The following is a 25,282-nucleotide window of genomic DNA, read 5'->3' on the forward strand; positions in this document are numbered from 1 at the left end:
AAGCGATCCATTTACAAAATAATCACTTGGGAAGATGTCTCGATTACTTTTTATACACGCCTACGAGAGAATTGGGATCGACCAAGCCCTGCAGATCACCCGGGAAGAGAGTAAAGCCGCCGAATTTATCTGCGTTATAAGCCAAGTTGAATTTTTGTACGTAGATCGGCACGACTGGGAACTCCTTGATAAATAGCGCCTGAGCTGCTTTTACTTCATCCATGGCGATTTGTTCGGTTTTCGCGTATTTCGCACCATCTGCCAAACGATCCATTTCCGCATTCGTGTACGTGGCCATGTTGTTCTTTGCCTTCGAATGATACAGATTGGAGAATGTCTCACTCGGCTCGTCAAGAACGCCCCATTTTCCAATGTGCATTTGGAAATCTCGTTCGTTAAAGACCTTTGCCACCAGTGTGTTGTACTCTACCGGTTTCAGGACCAGCTTCACGCCAATATCAGAAGCGTTTTTCTCCAGAATTTTCGCAACCTTTTGATGAAACACATTCGCGCCGTCGTAAATGACTTCTGGCTCTACGTTTTTGCCCCCAATGCTGCTTGGCGCATTCAAAATGCCATCGCCATCCGTGTCGCTGTATCCAGCATTCGTCAAAATCTCTTTTGCTTTCGCAGAATCGTAAGCGGGTGCTTTCGCTTCCGGATTGATCCAATCGGCATACAGCGGGGAAATCGGCGTGTCAATCTGCATGCCTGCCCCTTCCAGCGCAACATTGAGAATCGTATTGCGGTCTGTCGCCGTCGCCATCGCCTGACGGAAGTTCACGTCTTGCGTTGGAGACACACCTTTGGCAGCATCTGTATTAAAGCTGTAGTACGCAAAGCCAAGGCTTGCTGTTTGCTCTACTTTGATAGATGGATTGGTTGCCAAAAGCTTGGCAGCGGATGTCGGCAAATCGGACGAAGTCACATCCACTTCTCCTTTTTGCAATGCCAGCGTCATCGTATTCGCATCCGGGTAAATTTTGAAGATCACTTTATCCAAATAAGGCCGTCCGCCTGGCGCAGCAAACCATTTGTCGATCGCAGCGAGCTCGAGGTACTGTCCTTTTTCATACGCCACCAGTTTGAATGGTCCAGCACCGACTGGTTCCTTATTCTCAAACGATTTGGGGTCGTCCACTTTTTCCCAGATGTGCTTTGGAACGATCCGTACCCAGTAACCAATCGCTCCTGAGAATGCAGGATAAGGACCTTTTAACGTGTACACAACGGTCAGTTTGTCAGGTGTTTCGACCTTGGCTACCTGATCGAAAATCTCTGCCGTCCATTGCAGCTTTTTGTCGTGCAGCAATTGACCGGTAAAAGCGACGTCTTCTGATGTAATCGGCTGACCGTCCTGCCAGTTCACTCCATCACGAAGCTTAATGGTGACCGTAAGTCCATCCTCAGACGTCGTGACGGATTCAGCCAGATACGGCTCCTTTTTGCCGCTCGGATTCATCTGCATCAAATGTGGATAGAGATTGTTTACTACCCAGCTACCCGGCGTCGTATTGGAGACGAGTGGATTCAAGGTATCTGGACCAGATAGTGTTCCTACGACGAGAGTTCCACCTACAGCTGGCTGACCATTTGCCGGAGCCGGCTGAGAAGTGGTCGCTGGCGGTGTGTTGGAAGTTGACGGATTGGCTGCGTTTTGGGTACCATTGCTCGCTGGCTGTGATGAGCAAGCCGCCAACATACTGGCAGACAGCAGGAGTAAGAGCATAACATTCTTTCTTTGCGTGGCCTTCACATTCATTTCCCCCTGTACTCGTTTTGAATTGGTCGACAAGTAGCATGTATGCTCGCTATTCGCTGTATAAATGACAGGCAATCATTCCCCCTTCTGCTGTCTGTGTCAGGGCGGGTCGTACTTGCTTACAGATGTCCATACATGCCAAACAGCGTGGATGAAATGCACATCCTGTCGGTGGATTTGATGGGCTGGGAACATCACCAGTCAAAATGATTCGGTCTTTCTTTTGCTTAGGATCTGGACTAGGAACCGCAGATAGTAGAGCCTGGGAATACGGATGAAGCGGTCGTGCAAACAAGTTCTTTTTCGAGCTGATTTCTACGACACGCCCCAAGTACATCACCAGGATGCGATCACAAAAGTGATTGACCACGCTTAAATCATGAGAGATGAAAATATAGGTTAAGGCGAACTTCTGTTGTAGGTCTTTGAGCAGATTTAGTACCTGTGATTGAATCGATACATCCAAAGCAGAGACGGGCTCGTCAGCGATAATCAACTCGGGATTGAGCATCAAAGCACGTGCAATGCCAATGCGTTGTCGCTGCCCTCCACTAAATTCGTGCGGAAATCGGTGAATCACTTGCTCTCCCAGACCGACTACCTGCAAAAGCTCAAGAACTTTTTCGCGCCATTCTTTCCTGGTAGACAAGCGGTAGTTTGCCAAAGGCTCCTCCAGGATCTGTCCTACTGTCAGTCGTGGATTTAGTGAGGAGTAAGGATCTTGGAAAACCATCTGCAATTCCTTTCGTAGCTCTCGCATTTCTTCTTTTTGTGTTTGCAGGATGTTTTTTCCCTTGTAGATCACTTCGCCTTCCGTCGCTTCCAATAACCGGATTAAAAGTCTGCCAGTTGTGGATTTCCCACAACCTGATTCTCCGACGATTCCCAAGGTTTCCCCTTTGAAGACTTGGAACGATAAATCATCTACGGCCTTCACATGTGCAGTCGTACGGCGCAGCAATCCTTTTTTCATAGGGAAGTACTTTTTTAACCCTTTTGCTTCTAGCAATATCTCGCTCATACAGACACCCCACTTGTGTTTGGATATAACCAGCAGCGGCATCTGACATGCTCAGACAGTTCAATTAGGGGTGGCAATTCTCTCACACAGAGCTCTGTCGCTTCCGAACAGCGTGAAGCAAATCTGCATCCCGTTGGCATTTCGGACAATTGGGGAACTGTTCCTTCGATGGTATGTAAGCGATCCTTTGTTTCCCCCATTTTAGGAGTAGATGCGATCAAGCCCTTTGTGTAAGGGTGGTTGGGTGCTTCAAAAAGCATGTGAACAGGTGCTTCTTCCACGATCTGCCCAGCGTACATGACGATGACCCGATCACAAACCTCTGCGACGACACCTAAATCATGCGTAATGAGCAAAATCGCCATGTCAAACTGTTGCTGCAGCTTTTTCATCAATTCCAGAATTTGCGCTTGAATCGTGACATCCAAAGCGGTCGTTGGTTCATCTGCAATCAAAATATCCGGATTGCAGGCAAGTCCCATGGCGATCATCACCCGCTGCCGCATCCCACCAGACAGCTGGTGCGGATATTCATCAATGACCCCTTGTGGTCTTGGAATACCCACTGTTTTGAGCATGTCGATCGCTTTGTTTCTCGCTTCTGCCTTGCTCATGGACGTATGCTCTCTCAGCAATTCGATTAATTGAAAACCAATCGTATACACAGGGTTCAAGGAAGACATCGGTTCCTGGAAAATCATCGACATCTCTTTTCCTCGTTTTTTTCGATACGCATCTCGACTAATCGAGAGCAGATTGGTTCCCCGCAGGCGTATCTCTCCCTCGCAGACATTGGCGTTCTCCGGTAAGAGACCCATGATGGACAAAGCCGTCATACTTTTTCCGCAACCGGACTCTCCGACAATCCCTACCGTCTCACCGCTATCGACGTGAAAATCGATTCCTTCGATGATGGCGTACTCTCTCTTCTCCATCTTGATACGCGTTTTTACTTGAGTGACTTCCAGCACGGTTGGTTTATCTCGAGACATGATTTCCCCCCTCGTCATCATCGTCTTGATGCAAGGAATAAGTAGCAAGGACTATGCCATTGCAAAAAAGCCAGAAAAATCCCGCAAATCCCCCTTGTAACAGGGGATGCCTATTTATTCTCGTAGCATTAGGTTCCTATGGGACTGCTTTGTTGACCCAAAGTGACCCTAAGTGCGCGAAAGGTTGAACTCTATAGCAAAAGAAAAAAGCTGCCCCCAGCAGATACTCTGCTGAATGGAACAGCTTCTCTTTCCTCTTTTCATGGGGTCAATAATCGTAACGTTTCTTGCACAAGACGATCTGCCTGCTTCAACGCATAATTGACCTCATTTCGTTTTCTCTGGAGAGAGGTAAGCAAAAAATAATACTCCTGCTGCTCTGGAGTGGTCTGGACCAATAGATCAATGTCAGAGAACTTTGGAACGGCTGGCTGCTTCAAGGCTAAATCATGTTCAAAATTGCTGCCTTTTACGTAGTTCAACGGTACCAAGTAACTCGACAGCTCCAGCAGGCATCGATTTAGGGAGGCTAGCTTTGCATCCTCTGTAACGTTCCCCATTACGTCCTGCAGATGGACCAAGCTTGTTTTAACATTATCGATTCGCTCAAGCGTCGACGACAAATCAAAACGATTCCCCGCTTTTTCTCGCCAATGAAGGACACTTTGTTCAATATCGAGAATGGCTTCCAGCTGATCAATCGGGTAAATCGGGCTCGTCAACGAACGCAACACGATCGATAAATAGATCTTGCAATCCCTTACCAAAAGCTCCGGATCGATTTTATCGATGGTATCTTCTGTCGTATGCCACCACCAGCCAAACCCTCCCGATTTACCGGACCCGAAGAGCTGGCTAAAGGCTTTTGCTGCAGGATCCTGAGAAGGCTCTTGTTCGGACAATCCCATGAAGAGGGATGGCGTTCCCGTACCCCAAAACGATTGATCTCCTGAACGTCCAAAGCGCGAACCTGTAAATTCTTGATCGATGATCTGGCTGATGACATCGTTTGCGAGCTCTCTCGTTTCCTTCATCGTGTTGGCTTCTGTAAGAACGGTCGAATCCTTCGCACCTACGGAATCTACATTCAAATGGAGCAAGCAATTCTCCCGTAAATCTTCCCAATGCGTATCGCAATACCAAGCGGAGCCCGCATAGCGACCGTGCGAATGACCCGACCAAAAGGCGAGACGCAGGGATCGTTTTAAATGAGTGCGCTGTTGTGTGAGTATCCGAGCAACCTCTAGCATGACAGCATTAGCTGTACCGTTGTCCATCGCTCCGTAGTGCCACGAATCGATGTGGCCACTAAACAGTACGAATTTATCTGGTTCTACTTGACCTTTGATTTCAGCAATCAACGTGGGGATGGCGCGGATCCCCGTTTCCACCTCGGTTGAAATGGAGCACTGATTCTGTCCTTCCTCCAGGTAGTTCTTGATCACTTCACCCGTTTCAATCGTGACAGAAACGACCGGAATGCTAGGCAGCAGCCCTTTGTTCTCAAGGGTCGGCGTTCCCCAAACGGTAGAAACAATCATTTCATGGGTATGGGTGGCATTGATGAATACGGCACCGATCGCCCCTTGTTCCTCTGCTATTTTTACGGCAATCGGAGTGGCCAAACCATCCAGTAGCACAATCTTACCTACGACCTGCATGTCTCGGTAATCGTGTTCCGTACCAGAACCTGCATACACCAGCTCCGCTTGCAGATGATTAACCGATTGCCCCATCGAATGGGTGATGGAGGGAATCGGCTGCTCTGCTATAGAAACGAGCGACTTCACAGGTAAACTGATGTAGGCCTTATGCAGAAGAAGCTCAGACTCCACGCCCATCTCTTCCAACGTTTGCTTCACATAGTGGAAAGCGCGCAGCTCTTCTTCGGACCCAGACATGCGCACCTCTTTGGATATCGTTTCTGTATACTCCATTAGTTTACTTTTGGAAACCTGCTGTAACAGGTGTTCTTCAGTAATGAGCGTCTGTCGATGGTTCATGTCATGCTCCTCTTTCCTATTCGTATTTTGGATATAGCATGCTACCTTAACAGACTATGTTTTTCGCGAGAACAGTCAAGATTTTCGTCGTTTGGATCAAGTCTTCGATCTCCATGTACTCGTTAAACCCATGGATGTTGTTCTCGCTCGTACCAGGACCGTAATTGATACCAGGAATTCCATTTTGGATGAACCACCTCGTATCCGCTTGCGCCAAAACCCCGACGACCGGTAGGGTGTGGCCCGTGACTTCCTGTACGGCCTGCTGCAGCTCGGAAATAAGGGGAGAGTCTTCTTGCGTAATCGTAGGGTCTGTCTGAAAGTCAGTAATTCGAGTCAGCTTGACTTTGAATGCGGGATCGTTTTTTTCGAGAACCTCCAGCAGCGATACGACACGATTGTAAATCTGATCGAGGCTGTGCTCGGGGATGACGCGAAAGTCCACTTCAATCTCACACGTAGCCGGAACGACATTGACTTTCGTCCCACCTTGGATGGTGCCGATATTAACGGTGGTGTACTTCATACCAGGAATGGAGGAAGGCTCTTGCTCCAGATCTTTTTGGAGGTTTTCTAGACCCTGCACGACTTTCGCCATCTTCTCCACGGCGTTCAAGCCTTTCCATTTATAACCCGCATGCGCCGGAATGCCATCCGTGGTGATTTTCAGCTGCAGGACGCCTGCCATCGCTCGAACGATGTGATTGCTGTAGCCCTCCACAATTACCATATCTCCATGTACATGCCCATTTTGGTTTATGTAGCCTGCACCCAGAATTCCCCCTGTTTCTTCATCACACGTGGCAGCAATAATTACATCGCCATTTCGCGTAAGAGAAGTACGCGCCAACGCCACTGCTGCCATGATGTAAGCGCTTAACCTTCCTTTGGAATCGGTTGCTCCTCTCCCATAGATTCGCCCATTGGCGATCATCCCTGAAAAAGGCGGATAGTCCCACTGTTCCGGATCTCCTGCAGGTACCGTATCCAGATGAGAATTGAAGATAAGGTTTCTTCCCTCTCCAGACCCTCGCAACGTCGCAATGACATTCTTGCGTGGTGTTGGCAAACCTGCCGCGCTCGTCATTTCGTCAGGGACAGAAATGACCTGGACCTCAAAACCAAGGTCTGTTAATTCTTCCTGAAGGAACGTACTTATTTCGCTGTAGTTACCTGGCGGATTTTCACTTGGGATTTGAATGAGGCGTTGGAGAAATCCAATGATCTCTGGCCTCATCTCCTCGACCGCCTGGAATAGCTGCTGTTTCTGCGTATTGGTATCATTCATGAGTTACCCCTCCTCGGTGAAGAGTAATTGCAAAGTCTATGCCAATCAAATCGCAGGAAAATGCGCCTGATTTCTAGCCCTTGGAGGGGTATTGTGGTGTCTTAGGGTGTTTGCGATAACCTAATCATAATAAGGAACGTTATATTCATTGCGATGAGTCACCCATTTCAAGGGTAACCTGCTTTTTGGTAAAGCCTTTTCCTCTGAATAGCCAATCGGTACCAAACCGATGATCCGCACGTCATCGGGAATATGGAGGCTTTCTTTGATATCTTGTTCATTGATTCCACCTACCCAGCAGCCTGACAATCCCAATGCTGTCGCGGTCAACAAGATGTTTTGGACGGCCGCTGCAGTGTCGATCAAAGCCCACTCGCGCCCTGCTGGTCCATAGCGGGCAACGGTTCGTTTCACATTGGAGCAAGCCACGATGACTACCGCCGCATCGGCAATCCAATATTGATAATTCATACCTTTGGAAAAGTAGCCGCTAAAGGTCGATTTCACGATCTCTTGTTTCTTAGCGGGATCGTCAATAACAATAAACTCCCACGGCTGCATATTCCCGCTCGAAGGTGCTCTCGTTCCTGCCAGCAGGAGCTGTTCCACCATTTCGGAGGCAATAGGCTGTTTGGTAAACTTTCGCTTGCTGACACGTTGAAAAATAGCGGGGATGGGATAATTGGATTCAGTCGTCACCCTGGTTACCTCCTTTCACTTTAATATTTCTGCCACAGATAACCGCGGCGGAATTTCCTTTTCCTCATCACTATAGCCAACGGTAAAAATAGCGATCGGCTCAACATACCACGGGAGGTTTAGGTTCTTTTGTAGGAGATGTGCATCAAATTCTCGAATGACGGACGTGCTCAAACCATGGGCGGCTGCTGTCAAACGTGCATTTTGGATGGCAGCAAAGGTGTCCTGGATTGCGAAAATTTCACCACGCTCACCTAATCGCACCAAAGCTCTGCGCTTTTCGATCATCACGACCGCGATCACAGGTGCACTCATCAGCCAGGCCTGTCCACCATAGCTGTGGGGTGACAAAAATGGATCGAGTGTAGCGGCTATTACCTTTTCGCGCTCCTTAATCCCTTTGACAAGCATCAGCTCCCAAGGCTGTGTGTTTGCCAATGACGGTCCCAGCGTGAAAGCATAGAACACTTCTTCGATCAATGGCTCAGGGATCGGCGTCGATTGGTAGCCACGCACATTGATGATCATGTTCATGATAGGGAGCATTTCTCCTTGCTTGGAAATAGACACAACTATTCATTCCTTTCTAAAAAAATATGACTGAGAGTATGATCTATAAACAGAAGTAATATTTCTAATATTTTGAATTTGCTTCACACACGTAACTCCATCGTTTGCTTCATCATGGACAGCATGTGCAGCCCTTTATCTGTGATCCGGCTGCCTTGACCTCTGCGTCCAGAAAATATGTATCCAAGGTCTCTTAGGCTATCCATCCGATGTCGAACTTGTTGATCGGTGATAGGAATCCCCCTCCGCATGGCAAAGTCTACGATTTTTCCTCTGCCTACACATTCCAATCTACTTTTTGCTTGTTCTAGACATTCCAATATGACATAGAAACTAAAAAGCTCCCCTTTTGTCTCCAGCTCCTCCATGTCTCCTTTTTTTGTTTCTTGCAGCTTCTGCTCTGTCTCGCGAAATTGCTCGGGTAGATCGAGCTCCGTAATCGTATTGCCATCCATCACACTCGTCATGTACTGCACCACGCTATTTAACTCACGGACATTCCCCGGCCAATCGTAGTTAAGAAGACGCTGCATGACCGCCGGCTCAATATCCACCGTGACCAAGGAATTTTCTTTCACAAAATGCTCGACGAGTAACGAGATATCTTCTCTTCTTTCTCGCAAAGAGGGAACTCTCAATGGAAGTACAAAGAGCCGGTAGTATAAATCCTGGCGAAACTTCCCCTCTTCTACGAGATCCTTCAGACTGCGGTTGGTCGCTGCGATGATCCGAACATCGATTGGGATAATTTGTTGCCCCCCAATGCGCATGACCTGCTTTTCTTGCAGAACGCGCAGCAGCAGTGCTTGCAAGGAGGGAGAAGCGTCTCCAATCTCATCCAGAAAGAGCGTCCCATTATGTGCCAGCTCAAATAAGCCTGGCTTCCCATTCTTTTTTGCACCAGTAAAAGAACCACCTTCGTAGCCAAACAGCTCGCTCTCTGCCAGTGACTCTGGTAATCCTGCGAAGTTAACTGGCAAAAATGGACCATTTTTTCGTTTAGACAAGCTGTGTATGGAATGGGCAAACAATTCTTTCCCTGTGCCATTTTCACCAAGTATTAACACCGTCTTGTCCGTTGTCGAAATTTTTTGCAGTACGTCTAGTGTAGTGGTAAGCCGATCACTTTTGCCGATGATGTCCTTGATCGTGTATTTCGAGGACAATCCTTTTCCTTGTAGTTCTTTCCGTACTTCCTGCTCCACCTTTTGGATGTTGGACACGTCTTGAAAGGCTGTCACTACACCGATTTTTTCGTCCTCCAACGTAATCGGGGTATTGTTTACTACTAGATTCAAATGATTCACGGATTGAACCTTGTTGACTTCGACTTGCTCCTTTCCTTCGGGGAGCGACAACCATGGAAGTACCTCGTCGAGCGTTTTCCCGACCAGGTCCTTATTCGAATCACCGATTCCTAAAATGTTCTTCGCGGCCTGATTAATCTGGATGATCGTTTTATTCGGATCTGTCGTAATGATGCCCTCATGCACCGTATTCAAAATGGTGTCCAAATGCTTGTTTAACTCTTTAATGTGATTCAATGTTCGGTAAAAACGTCTGCTTTGCTCAATAATTTCCTGGATATACCGAGCGGAATACAGATTGGCGCGATCCACGTTGGCATTGAGGCGGACAGCAAGCTCGATAATGGTCGAGACATCGAGCGGTCGAATTCCGATATTGACGACCTTTTGCATGCCTCTCGGGACCAGCTCGGCCCCTTCTGCATAAATCGCGGTAGTAATACCGTCGATCGGCTGTTTACATCCCGGATAATACGGGACCATTTCGAATTGAAAGCCCAGGTTACGCAACAGTTCAATGGTTTCGTGTGACGTTTCCAGCATGTTATTGACGACAAGGCAACGAGTGTCCGGGGGGAGGGTGACCAACTCATCCATTTTGGCGATGTTAATGGCTCTCCTTGCGATAATCAGCTTTTCGCTTGGAATCTTCCATTCCTCAATGACTTTAGGAGACGATGCGAGAACGAAGTCAACCTCATCGGTATTGGAGGCTTTTGACTCATGGAGAATCGTAATGCGATTTTGGAAAAAATCATGGATTTGTTTTGCAAAGACAGAGTGTGTTCTTTGATCTTTTGCCACAACCAGAAGCGTTCGCTTATCCATAGTATCCCTCCCCAGATAGCCATACTGATATTCTCTACCATCATAGTATGGAAGCTCCTTTGGTTAATAGAGGCAAAAAAGTTTTGATTACACTGGAATTTTCTTGAAAAAAATCAAGCTATTATCCAGAACAAAAAAGATAGCTCTCCTATTAGCGAAGTTTTGCTAAGCGGGAACTATCTTGGTTGAATGAAATCAGACAGTAGCTTTTTCGTCTTTCTTGCCCACGGTCATCGATTTCGGATCATACCATACTTCATCGAGAACACGCATGATATTGCCACCTATCACTTTGGCTATATCTCCATCGGAATACCCTCGTGTAATCAGCCAACGCACGATGTTCGGGAATGCCTCCGTCGGATTTTCGATCCCTTCCACATAATCGACTTCCTCAAAGTTATTCTTGCCGTGTGCAGCTGCAATCGACAATGCACTCGCGAAGACTCGATGGATGCCAACATGGTCTCCAAATAACACATCCGGCCCAAAAGCTACATGGTCGATTCCTACGAGATTCGCACAATATTCAAAGTGCTCCATGAAAGAATCAAGATTGTGCCTAGGCTGATTTTTGGTCATCGTCGTATGTGGTGCCGCCTCGATGCCAATGACGCCACCGCGCTCCGCGCATGCTTGAATAATGTGATCCGGCTTCAAGCGATTGGATTCCCAAAGTGCCCTTGCCCCTGCATGAGTAATGAAAATAGGTTTATCACTCGTCTCGATCGTATCCAGCGAGGTTTTGTCCCCAGAGTGAGAAATATCGATGGCAATGCCCAGCTTATTCATGCGGCGAACCGCCTGTCTTCCGAATTCCGTCAAGCCGCCGTCGCTTTTCTCCTTCAAGCCGCAGCCGAGCGAATTCCCCTCACTGTAGGCAATACCCATGTTACGAACGCCAAATCCGTATAAAATGTCCAGCCGATCCAGCTCGTTCTCGATCATCGTAGATGCCTCCAAGGAAGGAACGAAAGCGATCTTCTTGTTTTTCTTTGCCAGCCGGATGTCATCTGTCGTCAATCCGAGAACGACCATATCCTGATGGGCAATATCACACAATCGCATTCCCAAATCAAACAGAACATCATCCCATTTCCAGCCCGCACGAGAAGTAATCATGGCGGTTCCATTCATGAGATTGTCAAATACGCAGTCCAGCCCTGATTGACTCAATCCCTCATAGCCCATACTATCTCTTCCCCAGCGGCGAAACTCGAAGAATTCATTCAAATTCTCAGGAGCCACAAACATGTGATCATGCAAGGAGATCACGACGTTTTCTTCAAAGAGTCGCTTCGCACGCTCTTCTTGTGACTCCGTCAACGGGATGGTGTATGCGGGAAATAATCCCGTTTCTTTGGATAGTTTAAATTCTTTAAAATCAACTCCTGGCTCTAGATACTGATAGGCTCGATATCCTTTGTAATCCTTCTGCTGCACATGAATCATCCTTTCTTATTACCTAGATTCAGTCACATACAGAACAATCTGCATATTTCATACCACCAATCCGCTTTCTTAGATAAACTCTTGTAATATCAAGTTTTCGGACTTGTTTCTTGCCAGCTGAATGGTTCTAGCGGCGTTAAAAACAACCTAACTCACCCAAAGTGGTCACCCTAAGAACCTTTCCTTCTCACACAAAAGAAAAAGCGCCCTCTCCTTACAGAAAGGGCACTCCTTTGAAAAACCTACTATAGCTTCGCTACCTGCGTCCTTTTAATGAAAAACGCAAGTAGCAAGGCAACAACAGAAAAGCCAAATCCGATCAAAAAGGCGTTATGCACACCTGCAACCATTGCTCCAGCCATTTGATCCTGTGCAGTAGGGTTGGGTGACTTCGCCAGAAAAGCCCGTTGACCCGTCGACATGACTCCAATGAACAAGGCGACGCCAATGGCTCCGGCAACCTGTTGCAAGGTGTTCAAGATAGCCGTACCGTGCGGGTAAAATCGTGGTGGCAATTGGTTCAATCCATTTGTCTGAGTGGGCATCATGATCATGGAGATCGCCACCATTAAGCAAATGTGCAAGAGGAGGAAGGTCATCCGACTCGTTTCTACCGTCACCTGTGTAAAAAACCACATAATCACAACGAGAAAAGCGGCACCGGGTATGACGAGAGCACGCGGACCGAATTTATCAAACAGCTTTCCTGTAAGAGGTGAAATCAGCCCGTTTAACAAACTACCCGGCAACATCAAAAGACCAGATGCGAAAACGGTGAGCCCAAGAGCACCTTGGAACAGGAAAGGCAAAAGGGACATCGCTGAGAACAACGTCATCATCATAATAATCAGCAGGATTGTTGTCAGCGTGAACATCGGGTATTGAAATGCTCGAAGATCCATTAAAGGCTCAGGGACTCGCAGTTGCCGAAATACGAACAACACGAGTGCGATAATACCGATTGACACAGTTCCGTATACAAGTGGATTTGACCAACCACCATGACCCTCGCCAGAACTGCTGAATCCATATACCACAGCACCAAACCCTATCGTGGATAAGATAAGGGATAGCACATCCACTTTTATTTTTTTGGTTTCCGAGACATTCTTTAAGTAGATCGCGGCAAACACAATGGAAAAGGCTGCGAACGGCAGCACCAGATAAAACAGCCATCGCCATTGCAAGGATTCCAGAATCAGGCCAGACAGAGTCGGACCAATCGCCGGGGCGAACATGATGACGAGTCCGATGCTTCCCATCGCTGCCCCCCTCTTGTCGGGAGGATATAAAACCAGAATGGTATTCATCAAAACGGGTAGCATCAGGCCCGTTCCCGCAGCCTGCAACAATCGACCCACCAACAAAATCGAAAAATGAGGGGCAATTCCACAAACCAACGTACCCGCAGTAAATAAAATCATGGCTCCTAAGAACATTTGCCTTGTTGTAAACAGTTGAACCAATAGCCCAGACGCTGGCACGAGTACACCTACGACGAGCATATACCCGGTTGCTAACCATTGAAGGGTCGAGGCCGAAACATTTAGTTCGATCATCAGTTGTGGAAACGCGATATTGAGCAACGTTTCATTTAAGATAGAGAAAAATGCCCCGATCATGAGCGAGATCAATATGGGCAGTCTCTTTACCTCTCCCATATTCTTGGGAGACTGAAAAGTGGAAGTTGCATCCTGATTCACTTTAACTTCATCTCCTTTTATGACCATAGCCTCCCCAAACACACGAGCCTTAAGTAAATACGATTGCCCCCATAAAAAGGTAATAATGACAAAAAGGCAACCTCCCCCAGATACTCACTGGGATATGATCGCCCTTTTCTCTCATTTATTGGAAATCCTCCATGCTTTCACACCGTTTACGAATCCTTTTGAACGTCATCATCCTCTGACGGCTCAGGACGTCCTTGCCCGTACAATTGCACATGCAGCTCCTCGATTTCCTCGCCCGTTAGATCCCCGCGTTTTAACAGTTCTTCTGCAATGGCGTGGACGAAGTCGGCATAGTCCAAAACCAGCTTCTTCACCTGGAGCATCTGCTCATTCAACAACTCGTTAATCTTGGGACGCAGTGTCTTGAGTCCATCTACCCGCGAACCAGTCGCCAACCAGCTGAACAATTCATCTCCCATCCCGACGATACCCAGATATGCCCCTGCGAGCTCCGTCGCTTGATGAAGATCGGAGGTGACTCCATTTAGCTTTTTCCCCAGAAACTCTTCTTCTACTGCACGGGCAGCCAGGCACACCTGAATCGCAGCCAAAATCTCACTGTCGCTGCGGTTGTACCTTTCGTGCGTCGGCTTGGTAGCTGCGAGTCCTAGAGCTCCACCTCGTCGAATTATGGTGACCTTCCAGACACGTTCGTGCGGCTTTAGAAAAAACTGAGCCACTGCATGGCCAGCTTCATGATAAGCTACATTTCGTTTTTCATCCTCGCTCATCGAACGAAGGGGTTGCTTGATCCCCCATTCATAGGTTTCCATAGCAGCACGGAAGTCATCATAGTTGGCCACGAGTGCACCACGTTGGTGGGCGATGACGACTGACTCGTTCACGATATGCTTGATCTGCGCCGGACTGTACCCAATCGTATCGAGCGCAGCTTTTTCAGGCGTTAAGGTCTCATCATGCTTTACCTTCTTGAGATAGTACTGGAAGACGTCTATCCGTCCGTCATAGTCCGGGGAATCTACCCATAGCTGACGGTCAAACCGTCCTGGCCGTAGCAGAGCGGAATCGAGGATGTCGGGCAGATTTGTCGCGGCAATGGTCATTACTGGTGGCCGTTCCGCCTTTTTGCGTCGTAGGCCGAGTGTTCTCAAGAGCTTGGCAATTTTCGTATTATCGATATTGGGTGGATCCATTTGCAGCAGCAGCTCATTTAATAGCCCTGCTCCACCCATGCCGAGCATGCCTCCACCCATCCCGCCACCTTGACGTTTCATCCCGATGGCATCGATCTCATCGATAAAAATAATACACGCGCCGTATTCGCTGGCACGCTTCCTCGCTTTTCGGTACAGCCCCATTACTTTCAGATTCCCGACTCCGAAAAACATGTTTTGAAAGCTCGGTGCCGACGCATAAGCAAAGGGAACCTGCGCTTCGTTGGCAATTACCTGAGCTAGGTAAGATTTACCGGTTCCTGGTGGGCCACAGAGGAGCAAACCGCGGATCGCCTCTCCACCCATTTCCTTGAATTCTTTAACCCCTTTGAGCAGGGTAACAATCCGCTTGGCATTCTCCACAATCTCTGGGTTTCCCCGGTAATCATCCCAAGTGGAGCCTGTTTCGCCAGGCAAAATCCAATACGTACGTCCACGAGCCAAAAACCAAAAGAGAGCAACGAACTGAATGATGACAAACAGGATGGCAAAGAGCAACTGAAATAGTAGTGTGACAATCCCCCAGGCTACTGCCCAGTAAGTCGGTCCTCCCACGGTGAGGACAATCAGGACCGTGGCAATGATTCCGAGCCAGAGGAGGATTTTACGCCACTTGATCCACTGATATCTCCTCATGGCACCACTCCCTTTTGCGAAATATTTAGAATATTGTATGAGGAGATAAACTCCGTGGTGCCTCGTCCCTCACTGGGTAAAAACCATGAGAGGCGATGGTAAAGGGCTCGTGTTTCCTTACAAATATATACGAGGTGACAAGCATTTCATGTCTGGGAAGAAAAAATATGAGCGCACTCCATTTGGTTAGGGATCAAAAAAACAGCCCTCCTGACAGGAAGGCCAATACATACACATCATGATTCAAATCTACTTTTGATGTCCAATACGTACTTGATGATGACAGCGAGTCCTCCGATGAAGTAGAAAACCAACAAGGTATAGCCAGTCGGGTCAATCGATGTCATGGATACGAGTACGTTCAAAGGTAGGATGAAATAGAGAATATCCTTCAAATACCCCAGGACGAAGGATGGATGAAAGGAACCTTGCCAAAACGATCGGAATAGAACGATCAAAAAATCAATGATCATGAGTCCAAAAATCGCCCAAATCGTGTAAATCATCCAGTCAGCCAGTGAATAGCCCATGTATCATCACCACCTTATCCTTCATCGTATGCGCCGGTAAAAACGCAGGTGAGGATAAGCAATGCGGATTTTTAGTTGTCCGCCTTCATTTTGTTACACTCACGATGTCCTCCACTTTTATCCAGCGGGAATCATCTTGGTTGACGAGTTTAACCAGATATTGTTCGGCGTCAATTTCTCGAACGAGTCCCCAAGCTGATTTCACGGTGCCAAAGGATCCGCTTTCCCTGACAAACCACTTCACTTGAATGGGATAGCTGTATTGTGTACTGTCATAAATTCGAAAGCACATTTCTCCAAAGTCATCATCGGCGATGGTTGGACGTTGTACTAGTAATCCTTGCCATTCATCACAGCTTCTTTCGGATAGATACGAAAATTTTTCATTCATGATAAACCCTCCACGAATACGAACTGATGTTCTTATTATGCTTGATTCGAATCCGTTTTTCAAGGGTGATTGTTCTTAGGTAAAACGAGGGAAGGCTAAGGCGACCGGGTCAAAGTTCGTTTCAAAGAATAATGTCAGGAAGATTGTGTAAAAATACGACAAACGCAATCTATCCGAAAACAGGGAGCTTTTATGACGAGATTCGCTCGGAACAGAAAAGGATTCAAAAAAAACGTGTCCTCGAAGAAGGTCACAACATCATTAGACGAGCAAGTCGAGTGGCTCAAGCAACAACTCTCAGACCGATTCGATGTCGTATACCATCTGTTCGTTTCGGGATCTACCCAGAGATGCTCTCTTGTTTATTTGCAAGGCATGGTCGTACGACCCTTTTTAGCATTTGCATAGCTTACGCTGTGCGTTCGGGTGTGCAATCCATCTTTCTATTTTTCACAACCACATAAGACCTTCAAGTCTTTAGGGTGGTCAGTTATTAGTTCGCTTTTTATTATTCTATCGAGCCTCATTCCAACCTCTATGTTTTCGGTACTCATTTAACGGGTGATCTGATTTATCCTGAATTAGAGCTGATCCGATTTATCCGTGCAGGCTCTTTTCTCGAGAATCTGGATCCGATACTCATTGCCGTATATTGAGGTTATCGTACTGACTCATACCTTTGGCTAAAAGACCACAAGCCCTTTTCCTTGTCCATGACAGCCATGATGGTGGGGTTATCCTTGTTCATGGCTAAATCGAAAATGGAACTGGCTCATCTGACCGTACACGGAATGGTTAGCCTTTTTATCCTGTCTGAGGTCATCCCCATTATTTATTTGGTGACGGATTGGGCTCGCACCTCACTTGCCAAACGATAAAAGTGACTTGTTCATAACAAAAACGCACGTGCCTGAAAAAATGGCAGGTGCGTTTTGTATGGATAACTGTATGACCTTGTTGCCGCATTAATAAGGCTCAGCCGAATGTCCTTCGCTTTCAGCCTTGCGGACTGCCTTGCCAGGATTGGTCGCTCCCATCGGACCGCCTATTCCTTCTCCATTGCTCTTGCCTGCCTGTACCCCTTGCTTGATACGGTTCCCGTACTCAGGGTCGCATTTGGTGAAGAAATTAATCATTTTTTCCTGGATTCGCGGATCGCAGCTCAACATAGCATCGGTAAGATTGGCGATCAAATCGTCTTTCTCCCAGTCTTCCATGATGCGATACCGATCACCCGGCTGCTTGAAATCATTCGTGCGATCGATTTTTTGACGTACGATATTCCCTTCCACATAGGGCTGATGGTCCTTCCCCTCCTGCTTGGCCTCGTGCAGCCCTCCAATCGTCGACGGCTCATAGTTGATGTGAGGTTGACTGCGGTCTACACGATAAAGCATCTGGCCGCCTTCCTGATTCGTCGCAACGTGAGTCTTCGGTGAGTTGATCGGGAGTTGTAAATAGTTTGCTCCTACCCGGTATCGTTGCGTATCCGAATACGAAAACGTTCTTCCTTGCAACAGCTTGTCGTTAGAAAAATCAAGTCCATCCACGAGAACCCCTGTACCAAAGGCGGCTTGCTCGACCTCCGCAAAATAATTCTCGGGATTTTTGTTGAGCACCATTTTTCCCACGGGAAGAAACGGAAAATGATCTTCCGGCCAAAGTTTCGTTGGATCGAGAGGATCGAAGTCCAATTCAGGATGGTCATCGTCCGACATAATCTGCACACACATTTCCCATTCCGGATACTCACCGCGCTCGATTGCTTCATACAGATCCTGCGTCGCGTGGTTAAAGTTTTTCCCTTGAATCTCTTCTGCTTGTTGTTGCGTCAAGTTTTTGATACCTTGCGCCAACGGCTCCCAATGATATTTCACCAACACTGCTTTTCCTTCATAATTGACCCATTTGTATGTATTCACACCTGAGCCTTGCATCTGTCTGTAGTTGGCAGGAACGCCCCACGGTGAAAAGAGAAATGTGATCATGTGCATAGCTTCCGGCGTATTGGAAATAAAGTCGAAGATGCGCTCAACGTCTTGAATGTTCGTGACTGGATCCGGCTTGAAAGCATGTACGAGATCGGGAAATTTCATCGCATCCCGAATAAAAAACACCTTGAGATTATTTCCGACCAAGTCCCAGTTGCCGTCCTCCGTGTAAAACTTTACGGCGAATCCACGTGGGTCACGCAAAGTCTCGGGTGAATGGGTACCGTGAATAACGGAAGAAAAACGGACGAACACCGGCGTTTTCTTCCCTTTTTCCTGAAAAAGCTTCGCTCGGGTGTATGTGGAGACGGGTTCACCTCCCACAGATCCGTACGCTTCAAAATAACCATGCGCGCCAGCACCCCGTGCATGTACGACACGTTCTGGTGTTCTTTCACGGTCAAAATGCGTGATCTTCTCCAGAAAATCGTAGTTTTCCAACACGGTCGGTCCGCGATTTCCCACCGTTCGCATACTTTGATTATCTGTAATTGGATGACCCTGGCGGTTGGTTAGCGTATTTTCTTCGTCGCCGCCGTTCACGTTGCTTCCATTATTGACGTCCATCTTTGTCCTCCTCCGTGAAACATACACGTTCATGTAAATGTTTTCCTCAGAAGGAATCCTTTATGCAAAATAGACGTTCATTTCATGTCCTCATACGCGAATTCCTCGTTCAATACAGGTACATTTTCACTAACGTTTAAAGCAGCAGCGATTCTCACATCTTCCGAGTAACCTTTGCTCGTCAATTCTTGACCAGAGCCGGATTGTAAAAGCATAGGCAACAAGGTATCTTTTGCCGTACGATAGGCACCGACGGCTATTTGTGCTTCCGGAGACAGGCTGTGATCCGATAGTTGTTCCAGTATCGCGCCAGCGGCAATCATGTCCTCGATGGCGGGACGAAGAGTCCCGTTTGGCCATCTTTCCCCACTTGCGATGACAGTTACCGTGCCTCCTTGTTGACGAATATATCGCGCGACTGCACCTGCATTCCGAAGACAGGCAGCGATTACGCGCCCTCCGCAATGTTTAGCCAGCATGGTGCAAGTAGAACCATTCGGTGAGGGCAAAACAATACGAGTACCCTGTGGAATGGAAGATAAAGAAACTGGAGAAAGGGAAATCGGATCTCCACGTCTGCCTGCCAATATCGCATTTTTTTCATAGGCATAAGTTTGAGCTGAGTCATCTTTAACTCTGTAGGGAAATACGACTCCGCCTCGCCCGACTACCACATCTACACAAGTTGTAAACGAGAGAACATCCACGATTACCACGATATCAGAGTCCTTTCCTACTTGTTCTACCCCCTCATACCCCCATTCAAATTTCGCTGTGAAGTCTGACTGCGCAAAAAAGTCCATTTTCCTCATTGTCTTCCACCTTTACCTAGTAAAATGGTTACTCGTCCTATTACGTTCGCCGTTACAAATGAAGACAAGGTGAAATATAGTATTATGTCCCACTAATCAAAATAATAAGAATGGAGTGATTATGAATGTCAAACAACAAGTCTCAAAATGTTCGCACGACTGGCATTTTGCAGAACAACCTTGGTGTTGCTGTCGCAGCACACCTCGAACTGGTCAACCTTAACACAAGTGATGTGGAGGTCCGTGTGCAAGTACTGAACTGGGGGACTGCTGTTACTCAAACCAACCCTGTCAGCACTTTGCTCGACGTAACACAAACCCTCGCTGGAAACACTCGCATTGCTTTTAGTGCAACCATCCCAGCTTCCTTCCACTATGAAGTACGCCTTTCTGTCAACACCGAAAACAGAAACAGAAACAACAACAACGGCGGCAACAACAAAGCTGACAGTGACAATGTTCTTCTCAATACCTACGCCCGCACTGCTGTCGGTGCTGGTCAAGTGGTTGGTCTGTCTGTTCTCGATAGTCAATTCCAAACGGTTAGCATTGAAAACTGCTTCTAATTGAAACGTCCTAAATCCAAAAAGGAAATATGGTCGATACCATACTTCCTTTTTTCTTATCTTTTAAAACGCTTGATACCAAAAGGGGGTAAGCCTCTCAAAATAGTGATGGTCGAGGGCGATTCGCTCGATGCGCTCTAACATGCCTTTGATCTGATCAGGTACATTTTGTATGGTCCATACGACGGATGAGAACATAGCCATCGCCGTATAGACACAATAACGAATCCAAAACGATTCAGAAGGACCATCTGTTCGCTCATAATAACCATCGAGTTGACCGATACTATAAGGGATGCTTATTTCCCGACTAAAAAAGCCTCATGTACAATCAGATTGCTAACATGGAAATCATCGTGCAAAAAGCGGTTAGGAGCATCTTTCAGCCATAACAAATGCTTTTCGATAAACGTCAGGATGCGTTCTGCGTATGGGATTTGATAACCGCAGTCTTTGTATGCCGCGACATAGCGATTATGTTTTTGAATACAGCGCTCATACCAATCTGGCACAGAAGGATGCGCGGAAATGGTATGCATGTTCGCCAGTTCTTTACCGGCTTCTCTACCGATTTCATACTGTTCCCCTTCTGTTAGCTGGATCAGAGCGTCTTTTGCGTCCTCACCCGCCAGATAAGTCAGGATCATGTAGCACTGACTAGATTCATCCAACACACCCAATTCGATGGGACGAGACGTTTTTACAGCCATGGATTGCAAAGTTTGCAGAGTGACGTATTCTGCTTTCTTTTGCTTCCACGCTGACTTTTCACTTACGCGCAACAATCGTTCCGTACCGTCTGTCAGAAACACGCGATATTTTAGCTCTGGTGAGAAACCTTTGAAGATTCGCTCAATCTTGTTTGCTTTCTGCAAACCAGGAGAGGTATCCATCAAATGTTGTAGCCAGCCTTCCATACTCTTCCCCCTCCCTCGATTTCTCTATGTAACCTATGATTATACCCGTAACCTGAGAAAAATGGTAGAAAAGGGAAGAGAACGAAATCTTGCAGCTCTATGAAAACAAAAAAACTGCCCGCGAACGGACAGTTTTTTTAGAAGGAGACTTACAGTTTTACTACGTTCTCAGCTTGTGGACCACGGTTGCCTTGAACGATGTTGAATTGAACGCGTTGACCTTCGTCCAAAGTTTTGAAACCTTCACCTTGGATAGCGCTGAAGTGTACGAAAACATCGTCTCCGCCTTCTACTTGAATGAATCCGAAACCTTTTTCTGCATTAAACCATTTTACTGTTCCGTTCGTTTGCATCTAAAAAAACCTCCAAAAATGTCAATTTTGAATATGCTAGTCATATTTACCGAAGCAAATAAAGCTCACATATCATGAAGGAATACCCATTCGTACGAGAGTGATATGCCTTCATGATATGTGAATCGATACCTACTCCAAGAATATACGAAGATCGTATTACGGAACTCAAAACTGGTAATTCTTTTGAAAACCTAAAACAACGAAAGCCCTGCCTCTCTTCCATCCTTGCGGCTCCGATGACCGCGCCAGTGTGAATCGGGCATTCAAAAAACAAAAAACGTAAGGGTCCACAACGCCGGTGGAAACTACGTATCGGATTTTCAAGTAGCAAGTTTATTCTACCATGCCTGTCCAGTAAAAGCAACAATTCACTATGTTTATACCATTTTCTTATGCTTCTGCTACAATCAATATAAGGAGTGATTTTCATGAAAAAAGAAACGATTAGCTGCTCAACTTTCAAACAATTGATCAAGGAAGATACCCATTTGCTTATTTTGGATGTACGTGACGAAGAGAAGTTTCTCCAGGGCAGTCTAACTGTCTCAGACATAGTGACCTGGAATGAACCTTATGTACATATGAAGGAGCAAGAACAACCTTTTGATGAGGATATTTCTCGATCCTTACAGGATGCCACGATCATTACGGTATGCACGACAGGGAACAAAGCGCAAAAAGCAGCGGCTCTTTTGCGAGAAAAAGGATACCGTGCACTTGCTCTCGAAGGTGGATTGACTGCGTGGAACGAGACAAATGAAAAAATCAAATAGATGTCCTTCTACTGCCCTCTCTTTAAGGAGAGGGCTTTTTGTTTGCTCGTGTTCCTTCATAGAATGGTCGCTGAAAATAGTAATTTCCAATTAAACCTACCAAATATTACTCCTATCATTCTTGTTTGAATCTCTGTTATTCTGGGTCATGCCAAACAAAACAGCCGAAACTTCCTCTTGAATGGAAGTGCGGGGGATCTTCTTTTCTTGCAGATGAGACATCTGCATGGGGTGAATCGCCAAAGTGCGTAGGGTTGTTTCCTCAATCCGAGTCCGTCAACTAACCTCGTAGGCTAAAAAAAGGAGACGATGTGAATATGAAACGCCTAGGTACTATTGCAATCGCGACTTTGGGATTGGGATTTGCTCTATCCGGCTTTTCGAACACAGCTTCTGCAGCGGCAAACTATAATTGCCCACTAAAAGCAGCGCCTAGCCAAATGCAACAACAAACCCAATGGTTCCCATATATGGCTCAAATGAAGCAGTTCACACCTCAATTTGGATATCAGCCATCTATGCAACCTGTCCAACCGCAAATGCAAGCACCTTACGCAGCTCCACAGCCAGTTAAGCAACAGCCTGTTCAACAACAACCTGTAGCTGCTCCACAACCTGCAAAGCAAGCGGATCAACAAGTGGAGGCTTCCGCTGTTGTGAAACAAGTAGCTGATCTGGTAAATCAAGAGCGTGCAAAAGCTGGTCTGAAACCAGTAACGTTGGATGCTTCCCTGAACAAAGTAGCTCAGGCGAAAGCTGCTGACATGTCCAACAACAACTACTTCGATCATACGAGCCCTACGTATGGTTCTCCATTTGACATGATGAAACAGTTTGGCGTTTCTTTCATGACCGCAGGTGAAAACATTGCGATGGGTCAACGCACAGCTGATGAAGTGATGAACCAATGGATGAACAGTGAAGGACACCGTGAAAACATCATGAACCCATCCTTCACGAAAATCGGTGTTGGTTATGTGAATGGTTACTGGGTACAAGAATTTATTGGATAATGAAAAAATGGTAGTGAAAGCCGAGTCCCTCATTTGAGTGGGCCCGGCTTTCTTGGCATTTTACTATTCCTGTTGTGCTTCTGAGGCATTTGTTTGCTTCGTTGCACAGCAGCAATCCTGTTCTTCCATCAACGCTACATCTTTTTGATGCATTTTTTGCTTGGTAGGATAGGCAGATACTTGTTGCATTTCAGCACTTACATCGTTTTGCTGAGACACGGATACTCCCCCTCGCCAGGCAAATTTCACTTACTCACTTAGTATTTACTCTTTTGTATTGCTCATTCGCCTCATTACGAGGGATCGGTAACCAGTGAAATGGGAGACTTTTATGGCTGTCTGATAATATGCTCCAGATCTTTCAGAGCTGCAGCCGCTGCCGCAACTGGATCTGATTTTCCACCGATAACAAGCAACTCCCCCATTACATCCGTTTCCACGCGAATGGCTTTCGTCGTTCCTTTTACCGTTGAAAATGGGTGCGATTGATCTACAGCTTGTAGCTCCACAGAAGCATGGAGCCCTTCCGTGGTTCGACGGATTCTGCCCACCAGCTTGGGTGACTTACCGGCACTTTTCCATTCCTCTATTTGCTCCTTGGTCACATCCCGTACACTCGTTCTGGATAGATCCGTGTGCTTCAGCTGAGCCCCGAAAGCAGCATTGGCCAGAATGGTCACTTTGCAAGCGGTATCCCACCCGTCGATATCAAAGGACGGATCCGGCTCGGCAATCCCCATCTGTTGTGCCCTTGCAATCGCTTCTTCACAGGAAATGCCTTCTTCCATCATACTCGACAAGACGAAGTTGGTAGTTCCGGTGAAAATCCCTTCTACCGCAAGGATCTGACATCCCGCCAAATTATACTGAAGGAGATCAATGGTCGGTAGTGCAGCGGCAGTTGCTCCACTAATTTTTAGCATGACACCACGATGTTTCGCCAATGCAGACAGACCCGCATAGTCCACGACGAGTGCTCCCTTGGATACCGCTATCGCGTGCATCCCTTGATCCAAAGCTTGACGTATGTAACTGAGTCCAGGCCCACCGGTTTCCAATTGGGAAGGTCCCGTTTCAATGAGAATGTCTGCCTTACAGGAGGTGATAAAATCCGTGCCCGTAAATGGTGTGTCTGTCGACCGTTTCTCATGGCCAAATGCCTCTAAAGCGGATTGAGTCAACCCTTCTGCGTCATACACCCCTTGCGAAGAGCGAGCTACTCCGACCAGCTTTACTTCAACACCGTATTGCTCCCGATAATGTGCCTGTCGTTGTTCAAGTAATTTTGCTACCTGCTTCCCCACTGAACCAAATCCAGTGATCACTACATTCCATCGTTTCATCTATCATCCATCCTGTTGGCAGTACGCTTTACCGAATGATTCTTTTTTGCTGCATGAGAATCGGATTGGCGTCTTGTGGTTTTAGTTTTTTCCCTGTCTTTGCGGAATACAGCTCATTTACGTAATCGATGAATAATATCCCTTCCAAATGATCCATTTCATGCTGGATGCAACGTGCCAGAAAATCTTCTGCTTCCAAGATAACGGTTCCCCCAGCACGATTGAGTGTCTGCACCTTTACATACTCCGCCCGTTTTACCAGTCCCACTACCCCCGGAATGGAAAGACAGGCTTCCGGCCCTTCTTGCTCTCCGGACTTCTCCAATAGAACTGGATTGATTAATTCGACCAGCCCATCACCACAATCCATCACAATTAATTGTTTGGCAATGCCTATTTGAATGGCTGACAGCCCAGCACGTCCTTTATCAGCGTAAATGGTCTGAGCCATGTCATTCAAGACTTTTTCTGTGTTCGAAGTCACGGATGACACCACCTTTGACCGTTCACGCAATATGGGGTCACCCAATCGAACGATGATCCGTTCCGCCATTTCA

24 protein-coding genes and 1 riboswitch are annotated in these 25,282 nt (G+C 46.9%); of the genes, 4 read left to right on the forward strand and 20 right to left on the reverse strand.

The window, feature by feature from the left end:
• Positions 1-43: 43 nt before the first annotated feature.
• The 13 genes from AN963_RS09325 to AN963_RS09385 form a co-directional block, all read right to left on the reverse strand.
• Positions 44-1,756 carry an ABC transporter substrate-binding protein gene (locus AN963_RS09325; RefSeq protein WP_161827263.1) on the reverse strand — a complete coding sequence of 571 codons (1,713 nt, stop codon included), beginning with the start codon at positions 1,754-1,756 and terminating at the stop codon, positions 44-46.
• A 55-nt stretch (positions 1,757-1,811) separates the two neighbouring features.
• Positions 1,812-2,783: an ABC transporter ATP-binding protein gene (locus AN963_RS09330; protein WP_055744202.1), complete on the reverse strand. Its 972-nt coding sequence runs from the start codon at positions 2,781-2,783 to the stop codon at positions 1,812-1,814.
• Positions 2,780-3,775 carry an ABC transporter ATP-binding protein gene (locus tag AN963_RS09335; protein ID WP_055744203.1) on the reverse strand — a complete coding sequence of 332 codons (996 nt, stop codon included), beginning with the start codon at positions 3,773-3,775 and terminating at the stop codon, positions 2,780-2,782. The genes AN963_RS09330 and AN963_RS09335 overlap by 4 nt, the downstream gene beginning before the upstream one ends.
• A gap of 260 nt (positions 3,776-4,035) precedes the next feature.
• Complete coding sequence (locus AN963_RS09340) at positions 4,036-5,778, reverse strand: M28 family metallopeptidase (protein ID WP_055744204.1); 1,743 nt, start codon at positions 5,776-5,778, stop codon at positions 4,036-4,038.
• A 46-nt stretch (positions 5,779-5,824) separates the two neighbouring features.
• The gene (locus AN963_RS09345; RefSeq protein ID WP_055744205.1) at positions 5,825-7,066 is read right to left on the reverse strand and encodes a M20 family metallopeptidase; all 1,242 of its coding nucleotides are present in this window, start codon (positions 7,064-7,066) and stop codon (positions 5,825-5,827) included.
• Between the two features lie 120 nt (positions 7,067-7,186).
• Positions 7,187-7,765 (reverse strand): nitroreductase family protein, encoded by a 579-nt coding sequence (locus AN963_RS09350; protein ID WP_055744206.1) that lies wholly within the window; start codon positions 7,763-7,765, stop codon positions 7,187-7,189.
• Positions 7,766-7,780: 15 nt separating this feature from the next.
• Positions 7,781-8,299 carry a nitroreductase family protein gene (locus AN963_RS09355; RefSeq protein WP_161827264.1) on the reverse strand — a complete coding sequence of 173 codons (519 nt, stop codon included), beginning with the start codon at positions 8,297-8,299 and terminating at the stop codon, positions 7,781-7,783.
• 119 nt (positions 8,300-8,418) lie between these two features.
• On the reverse strand, positions 8,419-10,470 hold the full coding sequence (locus tag AN963_RS09360; protein ID WP_055744208.1) for a sigma-54 interaction domain-containing protein: 2,052 nt from the start codon (positions 10,468-10,470) through the stop codon (positions 8,419-8,421).
• A 195-nt stretch (positions 10,471-10,665) separates the two neighbouring features.
• Positions 10,666-11,922 carry a dipeptidase gene (locus AN963_RS09365; RefSeq protein ID WP_055744209.1) on the reverse strand — a complete coding sequence of 419 codons (1,257 nt, stop codon included), beginning with the start codon at positions 11,920-11,922 and terminating at the stop codon, positions 10,666-10,668.
• Between the two features lie 245 nt (positions 11,923-12,167).
• On the reverse strand, positions 12,168-13,583 hold the full coding sequence (locus tag AN963_RS09370) for an MDR family MFS transporter (RefSeq protein ID WP_055744524.1): 1,416 nt from the start codon (positions 13,581-13,583) through the stop codon (positions 12,168-12,170).
• Positions 13,584-13,801: 218 nt separating this feature from the next.
• Positions 13,802-15,466, reverse strand: a complete 1,665-nt coding sequence (locus AN963_RS09375) for an AAA family ATPase (RefSeq protein WP_083496850.1) — start codon at positions 15,464-15,466, stop codon at positions 13,802-13,804.
• Positions 15,467-15,702: 236 nt separating this feature from the next.
• A complete protein-coding gene (locus AN963_RS09380; RefSeq protein ID WP_055744210.1) occupies positions 15,703-15,996 on the reverse strand; it encodes a hypothetical protein in 294 nt (97 codons plus the stop codon).
• A gap of 85 nt (positions 15,997-16,081) precedes the next feature.
• Positions 16,082-16,387 (reverse strand): YolD-like family protein, encoded by a 306-nt coding sequence (locus AN963_RS09385; protein WP_055744211.1) that lies wholly within the window; start codon positions 16,385-16,387, stop codon positions 16,082-16,084.
• 746 nt (positions 16,388-17,133) lie between these two features.
• On the opposite strand from AN963_RS09385, the gene AN963_RS32250 reads away from it, so the two are divergent.
• Positions 17,134-17,265, forward strand: coding sequence for a hypothetical protein (locus tag AN963_RS32250; RefSeq protein ID WP_269084384.1), 132 nt, complete (start codon positions 17,134-17,136; stop codon positions 17,263-17,265).
• A gap of 87 nt (positions 17,266-17,352) precedes the next feature.
• Here AN963_RS32250 and AN963_RS09390 read toward each other — a convergent pair whose 3' ends face one another.
• Entirely contained in the window at positions 17,353-18,945 is a 1,593-nt protein-coding gene (locus AN963_RS09390; protein ID WP_055744212.1) for a catalase, read from the reverse strand.
• A gap of 77 nt (positions 18,946-19,022) precedes the next feature.
• A complete protein-coding gene (locus tag AN963_RS09395; protein WP_055744213.1) occupies positions 19,023-19,757 on the reverse strand; it encodes a 2-phosphosulfolactate phosphatase in 735 nt (244 codons plus the stop codon).
• 125 nt (positions 19,758-19,882) lie between these two features.
• On the opposite strand from AN963_RS09395, the gene AN963_RS09400 reads away from it, so the two are divergent.
• The gene (locus tag AN963_RS09400) at positions 19,883-20,323 is read left to right on the forward strand and encodes a hypothetical protein (RefSeq protein ID WP_055744214.1); all 441 of its coding nucleotides are present in this window, start codon (positions 19,883-19,885) and stop codon (positions 20,321-20,323) included.
• Between the two features lie 299 nt (positions 20,324-20,622).
• Here the strand turns inward: AN963_RS09400 and AN963_RS09405 are convergent, their stop codons facing one another.
• Together AN963_RS09405 and AN963_RS09410 are read right to left on the reverse strand one after the other, a co-directional pair.
• Positions 20,623-21,240, reverse strand: coding sequence for a phosphotransferase family protein (locus AN963_RS09405; protein WP_083496851.1), 618 nt, complete (start codon positions 21,238-21,240; stop codon positions 20,623-20,625).
• Positions 21,241-21,389: 149 nt separating this feature from the next.
• On the reverse strand, positions 21,390-21,593 hold the full coding sequence (locus AN963_RS09410; protein WP_055744215.1) for a cold-shock protein: 204 nt from the start codon (positions 21,591-21,593) through the stop codon (positions 21,390-21,392).
• A 431-nt stretch (positions 21,594-22,024) separates the two neighbouring features.
• Between AN963_RS09410 and AN963_RS09415 the strand changes: the two genes are divergently transcribed.
• Positions 22,025-22,369, forward strand: a complete 345-nt coding sequence (locus AN963_RS09415; RefSeq protein ID WP_055744216.1) for a rhodanese-like domain-containing protein — start codon at positions 22,025-22,027, stop codon at positions 22,367-22,369.
• Between the two features lie 152 nt (positions 22,370-22,521).
• Positions 22,522-22,679, forward strand: a riboswitch (cyclic di-AMP (ydaO/yuaA leader).
• Positions 22,680-22,686: 7 nt separating this feature from the next.
• Positions 22,687-23,382, forward strand: a complete 696-nt coding sequence (locus AN963_RS09420; protein WP_055744217.1) for a CAP domain-containing protein — start codon at positions 22,687-22,689, stop codon at positions 23,380-23,382.
• Positions 23,383-23,445: 63 nt separating this feature from the next.
• Here AN963_RS09420 and AN963_RS31460 read toward each other — a convergent pair whose 3' ends face one another.
• From AN963_RS31460 to def, 3 genes are all read right to left on the reverse strand, one after another.
• Positions 23,446-23,601, reverse strand: coding sequence for a hypothetical protein (locus tag AN963_RS31460; protein ID WP_169791913.1), 156 nt, complete (start codon positions 23,599-23,601; stop codon positions 23,446-23,448).
• 110 nt (positions 23,602-23,711) lie between these two features.
• Positions 23,712-24,725: a homoserine dehydrogenase gene (locus tag AN963_RS09425; protein WP_055744218.1), complete on the reverse strand. Its 1,014-nt coding sequence runs from the start codon at positions 24,723-24,725 to the stop codon at positions 23,712-23,714.
• Between the two features lie 28 nt (positions 24,726-24,753).
• Complete coding sequence (def, locus tag AN963_RS09430) at positions 24,754-25,278, reverse strand: peptide deformylase (RefSeq protein ID WP_055744219.1); 525 nt, start codon at positions 25,276-25,278, stop codon at positions 24,754-24,756.
• Between the last annotated feature and the right edge of the window lie 4 nt (positions 25,279-25,282).

The organism is Brevibacillus choshinensis, from assembly GCF_001420695.1.
GTDB lineage: Bacteria > Bacillota > Bacilli > Brevibacillales > Brevibacillaceae > Brevibacillus > Brevibacillus choshinensis.

Bases quoted from the DNA above. Each gene is read 5' to 3' on its own strand.
- AN963_RS09330 (WP_055744202.1), bottom strand. From the start codon at position 2,783: ATGAGCGAGATATTGCTAGAAGCAAAAGGGTTAAAAAAGTACTTCCCT.
- AN963_RS09335 (WP_055744203.1), bottom strand. From the start codon at position 3,775: ATGTCTCGAGATAAACCAACCGTGCTGGAAGTCACTCAAGTAAAAACG.
- AN963_RS09340 (WP_055744204.1), bottom strand. From the start codon at position 5,778: ATGAACCATCGACAGACGCTCATTACTGAAGAACACCTGTTACAGCAG.
- AN963_RS09345 (WP_055744205.1), bottom strand. From the start codon at position 7,066: ATGAATGATACCAATACGCAGAAACAGCAGCTATTCCAGGCGGTCGAG.
- AN963_RS09355 (WP_161827264.1), bottom strand. From the start codon at position 8,299: ATGAACATGATCATCAATGTGCGTGGCTACCAATCGACGCCGATCCCT.
- AN963_RS09360 (WP_055744208.1), bottom strand. From the start codon at position 10,470: ATGGATAAGCGAACGCTTCTGGTTGTGGCAAAAGATCAAAGAACACAC.
- AN963_RS09365 (WP_055744209.1), bottom strand. From the start codon at position 11,922: ATGATTCATGTGCAGCAGAAGGATTACAAAGGATATCGAGCCTATCAG.
- AN963_RS09370 (WP_055744524.1), bottom strand. From the start codon at position 13,583: ATGGGAGAGGTAAAGAGACTGCCCATATTGATCTCGCTCATGATCGGG.
- AN963_RS09375 (WP_083496850.1), bottom strand. From the start codon at position 15,466: ATGAGGAGATATCAGTGGATCAAGTGGCGTAAAATCCTCCTCTGGCTC.
- AN963_RS09380 (WP_055744210.1), bottom strand. From the start codon at position 15,996: ATGGGCTATTCACTGGCTGACTGGATGATTTACACGATTTGGGCGATT.
- AN963_RS09385 (WP_055744211.1), bottom strand. From the start codon at position 16,387: ATGAATGAAAAATTTTCGTATCTATCCGAAAGAAGCTGTGATGAATGG.
- AN963_RS32250 (WP_269084384.1), top strand. From the start codon at position 17,134: ATGGCTAAATCGAAAATGGAACTGGCTCATCTGACCGTACACGGAATG.
- AN963_RS09390 (WP_055744212.1), bottom strand. From the start codon at position 18,945: ATGGACGTCAATAATGGAAGCAACGTGAACGGCGGCGACGAAGAAAAT.
- AN963_RS09395 (WP_055744213.1), bottom strand. From the start codon at position 19,757: ATGAGGAAAATGGACTTTTTTGCGCAGTCAGACTTCACAGCGAAATTT.
- AN963_RS09400 (WP_055744214.1), top strand. From the start codon at position 19,883: ATGTCAAACAACAAGTCTCAAAATGTTCGCACGACTGGCATTTTGCAG.
- AN963_RS09405 (WP_083496851.1), bottom strand. From the start codon at position 21,240: ATGGAAGGCTGGCTACAACATTTGATGGATACCTCTCCTGGTTTGCAG.
- AN963_RS09410 (WP_055744215.1), bottom strand. From the start codon at position 21,593: ATGCAAACGAACGGAACAGTAAAATGGTTTAATGCAGAAAAAGGTTTC.
- AN963_RS09415 (WP_055744216.1), top strand. From the start codon at position 22,025: ATGAAAAAAGAAACGATTAGCTGCTCAACTTTCAAACAATTGATCAAG.
- AN963_RS09420 (WP_055744217.1), top strand. From the start codon at position 22,687: ATGAAACGCCTAGGTACTATTGCAATCGCGACTTTGGGATTGGGATTT.
- AN963_RS09425 (WP_055744218.1), bottom strand. From the start codon at position 24,725: ATGAAACGATGGAATGTAGTGATCACTGGATTTGGTTCAGTGGGGAAG.
- def (WP_055744219.1), bottom strand. From the start codon at position 25,278: ATGGCGGAACGGATCATCGTTCGATTGGGTGACCCCATATTGCGTGAA.